The sequence below is a fragment of the Spirosoma areae genome (genome assembly GCF_054781775.1).
Window position 1 is genome coordinate 18,297 of record NZ_BAAGTT010000033.1, and the last position, 15,364, is coordinate 33,660.

Sequence of the window (15,364 nt, forward strand, 5' to 3'; positions counted from 1 at the left end):
CCTGTAATCCTGTCTATTTTTTAGTGATGCCCGCCGGGGCCATGAACATGGCCATGCGCCAGCTCGTCGGATGTGGCATCGCGCACGTCAATAACCTCGACATCGAAATGCAGGTTTTGGTCGGCCAGGGGGTGATTTGCATCGACCGTTACGGTTTCGGGGCCAACATTCGTGACGGTGATAACCTGCCCTTCGTTGGTTTCAAACTGCATACCCACTTCCACGGCCGCCCCGCCAAATGCCCGGAGCGGCACTTCCTCCACAAGGTCGGGGTCGTGTCGGCCATAGCCTTTTTCAGGGGCAACGTCCAATTTAAGCTGATCGCCTTTGGTGCGTCCTTCCAGCCCTTCCTCCATGCCCGGAATCAAGTTATTGGCACCGTGCAGGTAGTAGAGTGGATCACGGCCCTCACTGGAATCCACGATGTTGCCGTTGCTGTCGCGCAGCGTGTAATGGATGGCTGCCACTTTGTCTTTGGTGATATTCATATCAAATGCTTCGGTTGCAGAACGTTTTTTTCTAAAACAAGTGAAGCACAAAGTTGCTTTTATTTTGTCAAAAATTGGTAGCTGACCGTAAAGAGACGAAGCATTCCAGGTATTGATATATGCTGGACGGATGCCGGTTCAGTCATGAAACAGCCCGTAATCTGCGGGGGTGTTAGCAAGCTATTCGTCTACTTCTATCCAATCAATTGGCTGATAACCAAATCACTAAAAGAAATAGAAATTATTTTTCACTAATTTGTCCGATTTGGGGCAGGTAGTTCGTCTTAGTGTTGGTAATCAAATTTATAACCATCTAAAACAAATCAGACAACGATCATGGAAAAATTCATGCTCATTTTCCACTCGCCTTATTCGGCAGAAATAGCTTTGCAGCAGCAGTCGCCCGAACAGATTCAGACCGAGATTCAGAAATGGAATCAATGGATAGGCGGCATTGCCGCTCAGGGTAAAATGCTGGGAACAGAGGGTCTTGTGCCAGCCGGAAAAATCATGACAAAAGGCGGGCAGGTTGTTACGGATGGGCCGTATACGGAAGGCAAAGAAATTGTTGGCGGCTATATGGTGCTCACAGCCGCCCACGAAGAGGAGGCAATCGCTTTGGCTCAGGGTTGCCCACTATTTGATAGTGATGGCACAGTAGAAGTGCGCCAGATTATTAACTTTGGGTAAAGCACGCTGTCCTCCCTTTCTCCAGGAGAAAGGGAGGATTTTTAGTTACTGCATTAACGTGTAGAGGATAGCGAACTTATTGAAAAATTCTTATGGATATTTCAACCCTTAACTGGCTGGCTATTTTTGTGGCCACTCTGGCAAACTTTTTAATTGGTGGACTCTGGTATTCAGCTTTATTATTTGGCAACTCCTGGATGGCTGAAAATAATTTTTCAGAAGCTGAACTGAAGAAAAGTAACATGCCGAGGTTATTTGGACTGACTTTTCTTTTTTCACTGGTGATGGCCTTTAATCTTGCCCTGTTTTTAAATGATAGTAAAACGACAACAAGCTGGGGAGCACTGGCAGGCTTTTTAGCTGGCTTTGGCTGGGTAGCCATGTCCTTATTTGTTATTGGGCAGTTTGAACGAAAAACAACCCGCTACATGCTCATTCACGGTGGTTATGTGACAGTTAGTTTTGTTGTTATGGGCTTAATTTTAGGCGCCTGGAGGTAGATGCAGGATTTGAGGATTATAGCAGCTAATTTATAGTATGTTGATTGATAGCGCTTTAGCCTTATCGGATTGTCCATTTACGTAGACATTAAGGAAGTAATAATCCCTGTAAATGAAAATGACAGACCTACTAAATCAGTGCATTTCAGCCGTGCTTCAGGTTTTTCTGTTTGCCTTAATTCCGTATTTATTTTTTCTTTTTAGAAAAGATAAACGGGTATTGTTTAGGCACTATATTGGTCTGTATCGACCGACTAGCCAATCAATCCTATATACGTTTTTAACCTTACTAGTATTCCTCGGTATAGGGATAGGTCTGGCATTTTTTGATAGTGATATAAAGCGGGCTGTGCTATCGCCTAAAAGTGTTACGGGGCAATTACACCTAATGGGCGTTAACGTATATTCAATAACCATACTCTTACTTATCGCGCTGGTTAAAACATCCCTATCTGAAGAAATACTCTTTCGGGGGTTTATCGCAAAACAGCTTATTGTTACATTCGGGTTTACTTATGGGAACCTGTTACAGTCGTTTGTATTTGGGCTTGTTCACTTGATCTTATTTTGGCTTATTGGTAAAGCATCCCTGTTTGCGATGCTTTTCATTTTCATTTTTTCGGGCTTCGCAGCCTGGTCAATTGGTTATATAAAGGAAAAATTTGCGAATGGAAGTATTATTCCTGGCTGGATAGCTCATGGGCTTGGAAATACCCTGTCATACGCAATAATTGCCTTTTTAATGTGACGCATAAATTTGACGATTCAAACCAACTACTGGCCCACCTGTTTCGGCACGAAGCAGGCCGGATAGCCTCGGTACTGACCTGTATGCTGGGGTTCGACCGGATTGACCTGGCCGAAGACATCGTGCAGGATACCATGATGCAGGCGTTGCATAGCTGGTCATTCCAGGGCATTCCCGACAACCCGCGTGCGTGGCTCTACAAGGTCGCCAAAAACAAGGCATTAGATGCCGTTCGGCGCGAAACCCGATTCCGGCAACGTAGCCCCGACGTTGCGTATCCGTACAAGCAGGAAGATGACGAAGCGATGGAGAAGGCTTATTTCTTCGATGATGAACTGACCGACAGCCAATTACGAATGTTGTTTGCCATTTGCCATCCGGCCATTGGGGTTGAATCGCAGATGGCCATGTGCCTGAAGATTCTGTGCGGTTTGACTGTACGGGAAATTGCCGGGGCGTTTCTGACGACCGACGAAACGATCACCAAACGCATTTACCGGGCAAAAGAGAAGATCAGGCAGGCGGGTATCCAACTCGAAGTGCCGGCGGGACCACACCTGGCCACCCGCTTAGATTCGGTTCTGAAAAGCATTTATTTACTGTTCAGCGAAGGCTACAATTCATCGCACCCCGACCAGCTCATCCGGCAGGATTTGTGCGAAGAAGCCATGCGGCTCTGCCTGCTGCTGACCCAAACCCCGCGCACACAACGCCCGGCGGTGAATGCGCTGCTGGCCCTGATGTGTTTCCAGGCTGCCCGGTTCGATGCCCGCACGGATGAGCATGGGGCTATTGTCCTGCTGGCCGATCAGGACCGAAGTTGCTGGAATCAGGACCTGATCCAAAAAGGTCATACCTACCTGAACCGTTCGGCCGAGGGCGACGCACCGAGTGAATACCATCTCGAAGCCGGAATTGCGATGCTCCACTGCATCGCGTCGTCGTATGCAACCACCGACTGGCCAACGGTCTTGCTTTACTATGATTTGCTGCTGGAGCAAAAACCTTCGCCCGTTGTTGCCCTGCACCGGGCCGTAGCGGTAGCCCACGTAGCGGGACCGTTGCAGGCGCTGACTGAAGTGGCAAATTTATCAGGATTGGATGCGATGCATCATTACCATGCTGTGCTGGGTGATTTATACGAACAGAACCACGAGCCCGATCCGGCCCGCCGGCATTACAGGCGGGCTATTCAACTGACACCCTCTGCCGCTGAGAAAGAATTGCTGGAGCGAAAGCTTGAGAGATTGTAAGGACCGAAAGCCCCAACAACCGAAAATCCCTATCTTTGCTCTATGAATGAGCGGTTCAGATATTGGCTCAAACGAGCAGGCTGGGGTGGGTTTTTCTTCTTCCTCATTAAAGGGTTGCTGTGGCTCCTGATTCCCTATTTGATTGCCAAGGGCATTCTGTCGAAATAATTACTGAATAGGCTACATATTGCCCGTATAACCCCCTGTAAATGACCATATACTAACAGAATGGACCCCGCCGGTGCTCTGTGCCGGAAGTCTGATTATATTCCGGACTAATTTGCCTTATTACCTGGTAGATTCGGTTGATAATCTGGCGTCGGTATCATGCATGTGGTGAGTATAGGAAGGGGAGGATTGCTGCTGATAGTCGCTGTGCTGCTATCACTGGGTGTACGGGCAACCCACATCATTGGGGGCGACGTAAGTATGCAGGCGGTTGGGAAAACGCCCGGCCTTTTTCGGCTACAGTTAAATCAATACTGGGATGAAGTCAAAACCGGCACCGGCAACCGGGACGGGTCAGTAAAACTGCTGATCTTTCGTAAACAGAATCCTGTTCTGATCGAAAGCGTCGAGCTTGACCTACAGGAAACGCTTCCCCTTACGTTCGATAATGCCGCCTGTGCTATGCTTCGGCAATTAAATTTTACGGAAGCCCGATACTACAAAACCCATCAGTTCGACCCCAAACTCTACACTGACCCTGGCGGCTACTATATTGTTTGGGAGCGATGTTGCCGCAACGACGATCTAACGAACGTCAATAGTGCCATACCGGCCGGGCTGGCCATGGTGTTTTACCTTGAATTTCCACCAATGCTGAAAAATGGAGCGACGTTTCAAAACTCGTCGCCCGATTTTCGCGTCCCCAACGGCGACTATATCTGCATCAACAAACCATTCACCTTTAATGCCGGAGCGACGGATGCCGATGGCGACCAACTCCGTTACTCGCTCGTGACCCCTCTGAATGGCTATACAAACCGGACAACACCCCTCATGCTGACCGATATTGCCCGAACCAGCTATCCACCAATTACGTGGGCAACTGGTTACAGTGTGGCAACGAGTATTCCCGGCAATCCGCCCCTGAGCATCAATCCGAACACTGGTCAGTTGACGGTCCGGGCCAATCGGGAAGGGTTATTTCTCTTTACGGTGCAGTGCGAAGAACTGCGGAACGGCGAACGGATTGGCGTTGTGCGCCGGGATTTCCAACTGCCGGTGGTTGACTGCTCTAAAAATACGCCCCCGCCGGCGGTCGTCATGGCGAATGGTAAAACCGCATCAGAACTGGTTTGGTGTGGGAGCCAGCCACTGGTGCTATCCATCGAAAAAGACCCGCTATGGGCCTATCAGTGGCAAAAAGATGGGGAAAACCTGCGTGGAGCCATCACCGACACATTACAGGTGCGGGCAACGGGGGTATATACAGTTGTGAAAAGCCAGGCGAACGCGTGTGCCAGTGATACCACCTCGCAGGCGGTGAAGGTCCAGTACGTGACGGCTCCGCCAGTAAAACTGACCGTAACGGCTCCCCAGCCGTACTGCGCGGGTGATACGGTAACCCTGCGGGCCGAAGGTCAGCCGGGCTATCAATACCGCTGGCGACGCGATCAGAAGGAGTTGACCGGTGAACAACAGGCAACGTTGCGGGTCGTTCAATCGGGTCAGTATGACGTGCTGGCCCGGCCAAAAGAAGCGGTATGCGAAGGACAGGATAGTTTACGTGTACGCTTCAATCCACGGCCATCGGCTCAACTGAACGCTTCGGCACAAACATTTTGCCCGGACGAATCCGTGCAGCTCACGGCTGAAAATGGAACGGGCTACAGCTTTGTCTGGCAGCAGGACGGTAACAAACTGGGCGAAACGACCAATCCACTAACGGTACGTCAGGGCGGGACTTATCGGGTAACTATTACGGCTCCAACAGGCTGCTCGGCCACCTCGAACAGTGTAACACTCACCCAGCATGACCGCCCTGCCGCCCTATTGGATTCAATTGCGGCCGTTTGTGTTTCCAGCAATAGCGTGCTGACCTTAGGCGGGCAACCGGCTGGTGGTGTTTATGCCGGACCGGGTGTGCATGGCAATCGCTTCGACCCTGCCCGTGCGGGTGTTGGCCGGCATCAAATCACCTATACTGTTACGTCCGACAACGGTTGCCGGGCCGAACAAAGCCGGTGGGCCGTTGTATCGGCAGGCTTAACGCTGACGGGCAAAACGTCGTATCAGATCGTGAAGGGAGCCAGTGTGGAGTTAACCACGCAAAGCAGCGAACCCATCAGCCGTTACCACTGGGACCCGCCTGCGTCGCTGAACCGAACTGATGTGGCAAACCCCCTTGCCAGCCCCCTCGAAACAACGCCCTATCAACTCACGGCTGTCGGGGCGGGAGGCTGTTGGAGCACGTTATCGATTCTGGTCGAAGTAACCGAACCGATGTATGTTCCGTCGGCTTTTTCGCCCAATGCCGATGGTCAGAACGATGTATGGATTATTCCGAATATCACCTCGTTTCCCCAATGTGAAGTATCTGTTTTTAATCGCTGGGGCGAACTCCTTTTTTCCTCGCGCGGGTATACCCAGCCCTGGGACGGCACCTACCAGACCGAACCGGTGCCAGCGGGCCTGTACACCTACCAGATTCGCACCGGCAGCGGTCCGCTCTCGGCTACCTATCGGGGGCAGCTAATGGTTATTCATTAACCTATTGTTTCCCTTTCGCTCAGATTCTTTCCTGTCAGGCAATTTATTGATAGAGACATGCCGTTTAATCAATAAATTGGAGCGATTGCTTCGGGCCTGCCAGTTGGCAGGTCGTTCTTCCATCTCAATATTATTTATTATGAAACGCAAATCTTTTGTCGGCTGGGTGCTCGCATCAGCCCTGTTCATTGGCTCGTACAGCTTTGTTCTGGCCCAGAATCAGAACGCAACAAGCCCGGTTACAACGGCAAACACAACGTCGGAAACGCCCATGAAGTCGGGTGGGTCGACGGGGCGGGATTTGGCGATCAGTGCGGCCAAGTCGGCCAATCACACAACCCTGTTTCGGGCGTTGCGGTTGTCAGGGCTTACAGAGCAGGCCAGTGGCAAAGGCCCATACACCGTGTTTGCGCCAACCAACGAAGCCTTCGATAAACTGCCTGCCGGCACCGTCGATGCCTTGCTGAAGCCCGCGGCCAAAGCCCAGTTAGTGAAACTATTAGCCTACCATGTGGTGAAGGGCAGCTTCACCGCCGACCAGTTACAGGACGGTCAGAAACTCAAAACCGTAACGGGGGGCACACTAACCGTTGGCAGGCAGGGCGATGCCATAACCATTACGGACGGTGCGGGTAACACCGCAACCATTAATTATGCTGACGTTCAGGCGACGAATGGTACCATACATTCAATTGACACGGTGTTAATGCCTGTTTCGGGAGGTGGGAAGTAGCTGATCAGCAAAACAATACCACAGCAGACCGGTTAAGAGCGTAGGTAGTCAAGCTGGATCAGTCAGATTGTGGTATCGGTTTGGTCTCTGCAAGGTCAGGTGTTTATAGCGCGAATAATAGCTGTAAACACCTGACCGCACAGGGGTCTGCCCGATGGCCTGATTTAAGTTGATGCTGCAGGATTACGTAAACGCCTGTTAACAGTAGACACGTAAACGTTATGGAAAATCAGGAGAAAGAAGACATCATACGGGCCAAACAGGCCATTTCACCCGCTGGGCTGGGTGATCAGTCACCCGAAGGAGCCAGCGGGGGGCCAGGCAACCAAATCGATCCCGAGGAGTTGGCTCCCGATGCGCTGGAAGATGAGTATATGGATGGGGACGAGCCAGCGGCCAGCCTGCCCATGAGGCATCCGAACCGCAACCCGAATCCTAAACCGGATATTGATAAGCCAGCTTATAGTTAAGCAAGTGAAAGGGCAATCCAAAGGGTTGCCCTTTCACTTGTAGAGTCGGGCCAGATGACATACCCCACTTTATAACCAATGGTGGCTCCACCGCGTTATTAGCTACACTACACAAACTACATCAACATGGATAAACGAAGAATTGGCATTGGTGTCGCGGTGGTTGCGGGCCTCGTCGTTCTGTTCTTTTTAGGTAAGTGGTTTATGGCCAGGCAGTCAGCTAAGCGAGAGCAGGCAACGGGTGAAGAGGCCAGGAAACGAATCGAAAAACGGGCTAAAGAGACCGTAGTGACGCTGCATAAATTTTGCCGGTATGCCGATTCAGTTGGGGTTGATACGACCCGGTTTGCAGGCCTGCCGAATGCCGATTTATCGGCAACCGATAGTAAACTCAGCCAGTTGCTGCTCGAACTTCGTTATGGAAAAAAACCGTCGCGGCTACAGTTTAGCGGCCTGCGGGAAACGATAGATACGGCCTGGGCGACCAAACAGGCGATGGCCGCTAAGCCAGAAGATGTAGCTGCTCTTTCCTCGTTTGTGCCCTATAATCAATTGGTTGGCCATTATAACCGGCTCCGAAAGCTGGCTAAAACGACCCCGGCTATCACCGACTCGTTACGATTGATTCGGCAGACGCTCAATTTCTATCGGTACGTCAATCGGTTCGATGCCGAGCAGTTTGTGCTGGTCAACATTCCAGCGGGCGAACTGAACGTATTCGACCGAACCGGCAAACGACTGCTGCCGATGCAGGTTATTACGGGCAAGCCCGACCGGCGCACACCCTGCATGACCACCTACATTCAGGATATCGTCGCCTATCCATACTGGAATGTGCCCCGTGGTATTGCTCTGGAAGAAATGCTGCCCCGGATGCAGCGGGATCTGTCGTATGTATACAACCAGAACCTACAGATTCTTGACGAAAAAAATCACGAAGTCGACCCTGAAGAAATTGACTGGGATGGGCTCTCGACCACAAATTTTCCGTATCGGGTTCGGCAGGCATCGGGCTGTGAAAACTCGCTGGGGCTATTGAAATTTAATCTGGCCAATCCACTGGCGATTTACCTGCACGACACTAACAGCCGCGACCTGTTTACCCTCACCGCCGACCGCTGGCGGAGTCACGGTTGTGTGCGGGTGCAGAAGCCCGTTGAACTGGCCAATCTGGTGCTGGGAAAACAGGTGTTCGACGCTGCGTTTATGAACAAGTGCCTGATTGACCAGAAGCCCCGGACGCTCCCCATTCCGAAACCGTTCCCGGTTTTCATCGCCTACAACATAGCAGATGTCGATGCGGCCGGGAAGCTTCGGTTCTACAAAGACGTGTATGCGCTGGATAAGTAAGTCGACTGTTTCAGGTAGTCGGGGTTAGGCGCGTACACAAACAGGCAGGAGCCGCCTTTAACCGCCTGAATAATATCCCTGGAAACGGCATACGGAACAGCAGGACAACCCTGGCTGCGGCCTAACCGACCTGTTTTGCGGATAAAATCTTCACACACATAATCGGCGCCATGAATGACAATATTTCGGTTTTGTACCTGGTCGTTGAACCCTTTTTCCAGTCCTTTGAGTTGCAGCGACAGGCCATGTTTGCCCATGTAGGGTTTAAGCGTCTGATAAAAGCCCAGGCTGCTTTGGAACGATGAATTCGTGTTAGAGAACCGATTCGCCATGAGTTCTCCGGAATTGCGCCCGTGTGAGACATAGGTATTGAAAAGCAGTTTTTTATTGAGCAGATCGACAACGTACAGGCGTTTCCGGCTGGACGGCTGACTGAGGTCTACGATGGTCAGCAGAGCCTTAGCGGTGTCTATCTTCTGCCAGCCGCGCAGGGCATACTCAAAAACGGTCTTCTGCAACCCGGCCTGGCTTAGGTTTAGCTGATCGTATACATCAAGGTGAGCGCTGACGTTGACTTTTTCAAGGGCCGATAGGGGCAATACGGCTGCAACGTTACGGGGAGATCTGGATCCGGTGCTGACAAAATAAACGATGGACAGCGTAACCAGAAGCAAAAGAATATTCTTCATACCTGCGAACGAGTACTGTTAGGGGTTTATGAGGAGTATGTAATTAAAACACCCGTCAGGCTGTTTTAATTCGATGAAGATACCACTTTTTCGTCAAAATTATAGGATATGACTTTGTATGAACAAGCCGTTTGGACCGAATTGAGTCGCTGGCAGCACAGTATGCAAAAGCCGCCCTCGGCCTTTGGGCGACTCTCAGCTTCGGTGCAACGCCGAATAAACCGCATTATTCCGCAACGAATTCACGCCGTCATTACGGCGACCATCAAGCAGATGACGCGCGCCGTTTTACTCGGGGCCGATTTTCTGACCCGGGCACCCGTACAAGGGCAAACACTGACCCAGCGCGATGCGGCCGTTGCCAGACGCATTGAGTTCTATAAAAAAACAAGTGCTGCCGAAGGGGGCGTTGCGGGGGCGGGCGGTTTTCTGCTCAGCTTAGCCGATTTCCCGATTCTGCTCAGCCTGAAAATGAAAATGCTGTTCGAGATCGGCAGTTTATACGGTTTTCCCGTCAGCGACTACCGCGAACGGGTATATATCCTGTATATTTTTCAATTGGCTTTTTCGAGCCAGGAGCGTCGGCAGGAGGTGTATCAGTACATAGCCAACTGGCCCGAACACAGCCGCCAACTTCCCGACGACATCAACCAGTTCGACTGGCTAACCTTTCAGCAACAATACCGCGACTACATCGATCTGGCCAAACTGGCGCAACTTATTCCGGGCATCGGGGCTGCTGTCGGCATTGTGGTCAATTATCGGCTCGTCGATCAGTTGGGTAAAACCGCGATGAATGCCTATCGGATGCGACTTCTGGAAGACAAACGGCCCCTGGCACCGGAATAGCACACTCAATTTGCGCTACGTTGTATAGGCTACGGGCGTAAATACGTTTGCGGCAACACAATAATACTTTATTCCCTCAACAGGTTAGTTTAGTTGAAGTTTTTGATGCGTTTTTCGGCCTTCTCTAACGATTATTTCTATGATTTCGTCAATGTCTTTTGGCGACGTCCTGAAATTCACGATACAACCCCTTAAACAATAGCTTCCATGTACTACCGCATTTGATAAAAATACCTCACCACCCTGCTGTAGTGCATTCAGTAACGTTTCATTTAATGTATTTAAATAGGCTTCCTTGTATTCACTGTCACCACTATACGTTAAGGGCACGTAGCGTACTGTTGTAATGCTTAAGTTTTGTGTTATGGCTTCAAGTTCTAAATGGCTTTTCGCTTTATCGAATAATAATTTCGATAGTTGAATGTCTTCTTTAATCAATTTTATGTAGCCGTTTCGGCCGACCTGTTGCAGGGCGAGCCATACTTTTAAGGCTCTGAAGCCTCGTGAATTCTGAAGGCCGTATTCGTAATAATTTTGAGTCAGGGGTTCGTTTTTATTACTGAAATTATAATAGACAGGATGAGAGCTAAAAGTATCAATCAAATGATTTGGGTTTTTTACCAGTGTGCAGCCAGCTTCAAGTGAACTGTACAGCCATTTATGCGGATCGAGAGCAATAGAATCGGCTTCTTCGATACCGTCAAACAGGGTTTTAAGTTCTGGAATAACTGCCGCCGGTATACCATAAGCACCATCTACATGGAACCATAAGTCGTATGTCTTGCACAGAGAAGCAATCACCCTAAGGTCATCAACCACGCCCGTGCTAACGTCTCCAGCGGTGCCAATGATCATGATTGGTTTGCAGCCCTTGTCAAGATCATCGTTTATGGTCTGTTCCAAAATTTCATTATCCATTTTATTGGTGCTATCTGTCTCAATCCAACGGATCGCTTTGGAGCCGAGACCAAATAACACGGCTGCTTTTTCAACCCACGTATGCGTTGTTTTTGAGCAGTAGATCACCAATTTTGCCGTGGTAGTTGAGATGCCCTCTTCTTTTATGGTTTTGGGGGCTTTCGCCGTTCGTGCGGCTAAAAAAGCCGTAAAATTCGCCATGTTGCCACCGCTTACCAATAGCCCCCCATAGTCTGGAGAAACGCCAATAAACTCGGCAAGCCATCTCACTGTTTGTTTTTCAATTTCAGTGGCTATGGGACTTAATAGTTGAGCGCCAACATTTGGGTTGACGGTAGCTGCCAGCAAATCGGCCAATGCACCAATTGGTGCTGCTGAAGAAGTGATATAGCCTAAAAATTTGGGGTGGCCATTCAGCAGGGAATGGTTAAGAATTAATTCAGATGTTTGAGCAAGCAATTCTGCTACGGGTGTACCCGTTTCCGGGAGCGATGAGGTGCCAATAATGGCTTGCAATTGTTTAGGCGACTCAGCGGTTGTTACAGGTCTCTGGTCAATGGTATCCATAAAGGCAGCAAGGGTATCAATGAGTTGATACCCCATTTTCTTGAACTCCTCTTTACTGATGTCTATTGGTGATTCCCGATTGGTTGCCATCCTGTAATTTTTTTGAGTACTGAGTTGTAGCCCTGGCCAGGCGATGATGGTGCGTAAGTTAACTATTCTGAACAAAGTCGCCCTGACTTTTTCACCGTTTCAACAGGTAGGGGTGGTGTAGGCCTAAAAAACCCTGGGGCTGTCAGAGCGGTGAAACTCCAGTCGATAAATACCGCGTTGCAGACTCAGTAAAACGCTGGATGACTATATATGGAAAAAGGCTATCTATCAGATAGCCTTTTTCTAACGCACAGTTCGTAGAGTAGATTCGTTGATGCAATTAAGGGAACTGCGCGTTTCGGCGTTTTAACGCTTCTTCAACGAGTACTTCGAACTCGCTATATTCTATAAACCCATTCAGGTTTGTATCGTACATGGTAATGAGCTGCTGAACATGAGTCGTCGTGACTTTGACACTGTAAGGATAGTTATTCAGACCAGTAAATAGTTCCACATCGGACAGTTGCCCATTTTTGTCCGTATCAAAATCCTTGAATCCTGCCAGAACTTGCGCCGGTGTGAGTGTAACTTTTGCCACGCCTTCGCGTGCATTTGGGAGATCAGCGCCAGATGCCCTTACATTGTCGATTAGTTCAGTAAGGATAGTATTGACAGCGGCATTGGTGGTCACTGGCTCGACATCACCCGTTTGCTGACAAGCGGTGAACGTTACTGTCATGGCTACAGCCAGGAGCGGAAGAAAGCGTTTTTTCATAAAATTCGATTTGTTAAACTGGTGGAAAATGAAATTGATACTAATTTGAGAGAATAACATACAGTGTACTTCTTTTACTACTCAGAGGGATGGTTCTTGCTGATTGACAAGAAAATTATCTTTATGAGTAGAATTCCTAAGTAATAATAGGGAAATGTCTATAAATGTTATTGTCAGAAGGTAAATATTTATTAAAAGGTTAAAATTGATGTATATTTTTCTTAAAAAATGTAAATAAATTATAGGAAACAAATTTAAGTCGTTGCTAACCGCCCCCGAAACGGCATAAGCTACAAATTCCTTTGATAATGGCATGGGCATTGCCACTATATTGTCGGCGAACCACCGGGCCGCCGGAGCGGTTCGATTTTGTGGCTATACTCTTTGTTTAGCACCGTATCATCAACAGAACATAGCCAGCAGCACCGAGTTGAATCGTGTGTCGAACGTGCTGCCAAACTTGGCGAGGGGTAAACTGACTCGCTTTGAGGAAGTACTGCACGTTATCGTGAGTAAGCCCCTCAAAGTGATCAGCCAGATAAGTGCCTGTATAATTAATCTGGCTGCTCAATAGAAACTGACCGTAAAGTTGTGCGCTGACCTTCACGTTCTTTGTTCAATTTAACACTTTTGCGTAAGTCCTATATTTTTTATTTACACCCACAGGGCGTGAAAATACGGTTCATGGTAAATAGTGGATATCTGGTTCTATAAGCCACTCCTTTGAGTCCTGGCATTGGTTCAGTTATTTTTGACCGTTGAGGTGTCTTGTTCTTTTTTACTAAGTGGACGCTGTCTTACACTCAGTCAGGCTGGTCCTGTGAATCCTGCCTGGTAGAAAACAGGCACTCGGCCAAACGCTGCCGTTAGTTTTTACTGATAACAATGTGTCGTGTAAGCCGATTGACAGGAGTTAACCCGGTGTTAAAATTCATTCAGAGTATCTTCGCAAACGTTTCGTTATTAACAAAATCAGTATAAAAATTAATTGCCTGACTTGTCTATACAAGTTAGAGTCAATACCTTTGTGTTACCATGGCCCGACAACCCCAGTATGCGCTTATTTATGAATCAGTAAAGCAACAGATTCAGAATGGTCTGTTTCCGAAGGGGAGTCTATTGCCTTCAGAGAACGAGTTAAGCACCCAGTTTGCAACAACCCGCATGACCGTGCGGCAGGCCCTGACCGAATTGGTGCGTGAAGGGTTTATTGAACGACGCCACGGCAAAGGCAGTATCGTCACCTCGGAGCGGCAATCGCTGGGGCTGCTCTCGTTTCACGGGTTTTCGGAAGTAGTGGGTCAGGCCAACCACACCGTCCAGACCCGCCTGCTCGAACCACCCACACACACCAACTGGCCCACCGATTTCTTTTATCAGCTAACCGACGCCGAACAGTCAGCCGGTTCCCTGACCCTCAATCGGTTACGTTATGCCGATGAGACACCGGTCATGCTGGAGCATACCTTTCTGCCCGCATTGGGCATCGAAACGCTTTTTGAGCAGGAATTACTGGATGGTTCGCTGTTCAAAACCCTCAGGATGCGCTACGGCATCGACATCCGCAACCTCGAACAGACCGTGCGGGCCGTCGGGGCCGATGCCACGCAGGCGGGCATATTCGATTGCGTTACCGGTACGCCCTTACTCGCTATCGAACGCAGGTACCTCACCAACCGACCCGATTTCTTTATCTACAGTAAGCTCTATTGCTATACTGAACAGTTTGCAATCAGTAACATCTTTTAACGCTCATTCGGCAACAACCGACTGTCCCCTTAAACCAATGAATACCACCCTGATTCACGAGCTGGCCAAGATGATTGACCACTCGCTGCTCCACCCGACCATGACCGATGCCGAACTGCGCGATGGTTGCCAACTGGCCCTCAAATACAATGTCGCGTCGGTATGTGTTAAACCCTACGCCGTCAGTATGGCCCGCGATATGTTGGCGGGTTCCGACGTATTGGTTGGTACAGTTATCGGCTTTCCGGCGGGCAACAGTGCCACGAACATCAAGGTGGCCGAAACCACGCAGGCTTGTCAGGATGGAGCGGTTGAAATTGATATGGTGGTCAACATCGGTAAGGTGCTGGGCGAAGACTGGGCCTACGTTACGGATGAAATCCGGGCAGTAAACGAAGCCTGCCTGGCTAACGGCGCCATCCTGAAAGTGATTTTCGAGAATGACTACCTGCCCCAGGACAGCCACAAAATCCGGCTCTGCGAAATCTGCACCGAAGTAGGAGCGGCCTTCGTGAAAACCTCCACCGGCTATGGCTTCGTGAAAGGCACCGACGGCAAATACAGCTACGAAGGAGCCACCGAACACGATTTGCGGCTGATGCTGGCCCACGTAGGGCCGGGTGTGCAGGTGAAAGCAGCCGGGGGCATTCGTACCCTCGATGGACTGCTGAAGGTGAAAGAAATGGGCGTTTCCCGGCTCGGTGCATCGGCCACGGCCACCATCATGGAGGATGCCTACCGCCGGTTCGGCGAAGCGTCCGGTACGCCGGAGCGGCCCGGCGCCGTTGCCGCCGACGTACCTGTTGGCCCAATTGCCGAAGCCAACGGGTATTGAGGTCT

16 protein-coding genes and 1 pseudogene are annotated in these 15,364 nt (G+C 49.8%); 12 read left to right on the top strand and 5 right to left on the bottom strand.

Annotated features, from left to right (window positions below; genetic code table 11):
* Positions 1–20: 20 nt before the first annotated feature.
* Positions 21–488 (bottom strand): FKBP-type peptidyl-prolyl cis-trans isomerase, encoded by a 468-nt coding sequence (locus ACYVI1_RS17995; RefSeq protein ID WP_460912127.1) that lies wholly within the window; start codon positions 486–488, stop codon positions 21–23.
* 336 nt (positions 489–824) lie between these two features.
* Here ACYVI1_RS17995 and ACYVI1_RS18000 point away from each other — a divergent pair, with 336 nt between their 5' ends.
* The 9 genes from ACYVI1_RS18000 to ACYVI1_RS18040 all read left to right on the top strand — a co-directional run bounded on the left by ACYVI1_RS18000 (position 825) and on the right by ACYVI1_RS18040 (position 8,947).
* The gene (locus tag ACYVI1_RS18000; protein WP_460912129.1) at positions 825–1,178 is read left to right on the top strand and encodes a YciI family protein; all 354 of its coding nucleotides are present in this window, start codon (positions 825–827) and stop codon (positions 1,176–1,178) included.
* Positions 1,179–1,270: 92 nt separating this feature from the next.
* Positions 1,271–1,678 (top strand): DUF1761 domain-containing protein, encoded by a 408-nt coding sequence (locus ACYVI1_RS18005; RefSeq protein WP_460912130.1) that lies wholly within the window; start codon positions 1,271–1,273, stop codon positions 1,676–1,678.
* Between the two features lie 112 nt (positions 1,679–1,790).
* Positions 1,791–2,426, top strand: coding sequence for a lysostaphin resistance A-like protein (locus ACYVI1_RS18010; protein WP_460912131.1), 636 nt, complete (start codon positions 1,791–1,793; stop codon positions 2,424–2,426).
* Complete coding sequence (locus tag ACYVI1_RS18015; RefSeq protein ID WP_460912132.1) at positions 2,423–3,679, top strand: RNA polymerase sigma factor; 1,257 nt, start codon at positions 2,423–2,425, stop codon at positions 3,677–3,679. The genes ACYVI1_RS18010 and ACYVI1_RS18015 overlap by 4 nt, the downstream gene beginning before the upstream one ends.
* Positions 3,680–3,721: 42 nt before the next feature.
* Positions 3,722–3,847 (top strand): hypothetical protein, encoded by a 126-nt coding sequence (locus ACYVI1_RS18020; RefSeq protein WP_460912133.1) that lies wholly within the window; start codon positions 3,722–3,724, stop codon positions 3,845–3,847.
* 168 nt (positions 3,848–4,015) lie between these two features.
* The gene (locus ACYVI1_RS18025; RefSeq protein ID WP_460912134.1) at positions 4,016–6,394 is read left to right on the top strand and encodes a gliding motility-associated C-terminal domain-containing protein; all 2,379 of its coding nucleotides are present in this window, start codon (positions 4,016–4,018) and stop codon (positions 6,392–6,394) included.
* A gap of 139 nt (positions 6,395–6,533) precedes the next feature.
* Positions 6,534–7,127 (top strand): fasciclin domain-containing protein, encoded by a 594-nt coding sequence (locus ACYVI1_RS18030; RefSeq protein WP_460912135.1) that lies wholly within the window; start codon positions 6,534–6,536, stop codon positions 7,125–7,127.
* Positions 7,128–7,348: 221 nt separating this feature from the next.
* Positions 7,349–7,597 (top strand): hypothetical protein, encoded by a 249-nt coding sequence (locus ACYVI1_RS18035; RefSeq protein WP_460912136.1) that lies wholly within the window; start codon positions 7,349–7,351, stop codon positions 7,595–7,597.
* A gap of 126 nt (positions 7,598–7,723) precedes the next feature.
* A complete protein-coding gene (locus ACYVI1_RS18040) occupies positions 7,724–8,947 on the top strand; it encodes a L,D-transpeptidase family protein (RefSeq protein WP_460912137.1) in 1,224 nt (407 codons plus the stop codon).
* Here the strand turns inward: ACYVI1_RS18040 and ACYVI1_RS18045 are convergent.
* Positions 8,917–9,636, bottom strand: coding sequence for a murein L,D-transpeptidase catalytic domain family protein (locus ACYVI1_RS18045; RefSeq protein ID WP_460912138.1), 720 nt, complete (start codon positions 9,634–9,636; stop codon positions 8,917–8,919). The genes ACYVI1_RS18040 and ACYVI1_RS18045 overlap by 31 nt on opposite strands.
* Positions 9,637–9,744: 108 nt before the next feature.
* Here ACYVI1_RS18045 and ACYVI1_RS18050 point away from each other — a divergent pair, with 108 nt between their 5' ends.
* Positions 9,745–10,485 (top strand): EcsC family protein, encoded by a 741-nt coding sequence (locus ACYVI1_RS18050; protein WP_460912139.1) that lies wholly within the window; start codon positions 9,745–9,747, stop codon positions 10,483–10,485.
* A gap of 84 nt (positions 10,486–10,569) precedes the next feature.
* Here ACYVI1_RS18050 and ACYVI1_RS18055 read toward each other — a convergent pair whose 3' ends face one another.
* From ACYVI1_RS18055 to ACYVI1_RS18065, 3 genes and pseudogenes are all read right to left on the bottom strand, one after another.
* Positions 10,570–12,060 carry a pyridoxal phosphate-dependent decarboxylase family protein gene (locus tag ACYVI1_RS18055; protein ID WP_460912140.1) on the bottom strand — a complete coding sequence of 497 codons (1,491 nt, stop codon included), beginning with the start codon at positions 12,058–12,060 and terminating at the stop codon, positions 10,570–10,572.
* Between the two features lie 280 nt (positions 12,061–12,340).
* Positions 12,341–12,775: an EF-hand domain-containing protein gene (locus tag ACYVI1_RS18060; RefSeq protein WP_460912141.1), complete on the bottom strand. Its 435-nt coding sequence runs from the start codon at positions 12,773–12,775 to the stop codon at positions 12,341–12,343.
* Positions 12,776–13,070: 295 nt separating this feature from the next.
* Positions 13,071–13,382 (bottom strand): annotated as a pseudogene (locus tag ACYVI1_RS18065) (IS701 family transposase); the annotation flags it as partial.
* Positions 13,383–13,810: 428 nt separating this feature from the next.
* Between ACYVI1_RS18065 and ACYVI1_RS18070 the strand changes: the two are divergent.
* Both ACYVI1_RS18070 and deoC read left to right on the top strand, forming a co-directional pair.
* Positions 13,811–14,524, top strand: a complete 714-nt coding sequence (locus ACYVI1_RS18070; RefSeq protein ID WP_460912142.1) for a GntR family transcriptional regulator — start codon at positions 13,811–13,813, stop codon at positions 14,522–14,524.
* Positions 14,525–14,561: 37 nt separating this feature from the next.
* Positions 14,562–15,359, top strand: coding sequence for a deoxyribose-phosphate aldolase (deoC, locus tag ACYVI1_RS18075; RefSeq protein WP_460912143.1), 798 nt, complete (start codon positions 14,562–14,564; stop codon positions 15,357–15,359).
* The last annotated feature ends 5 nt before the right edge of the window (positions 15,360–15,364 follow it).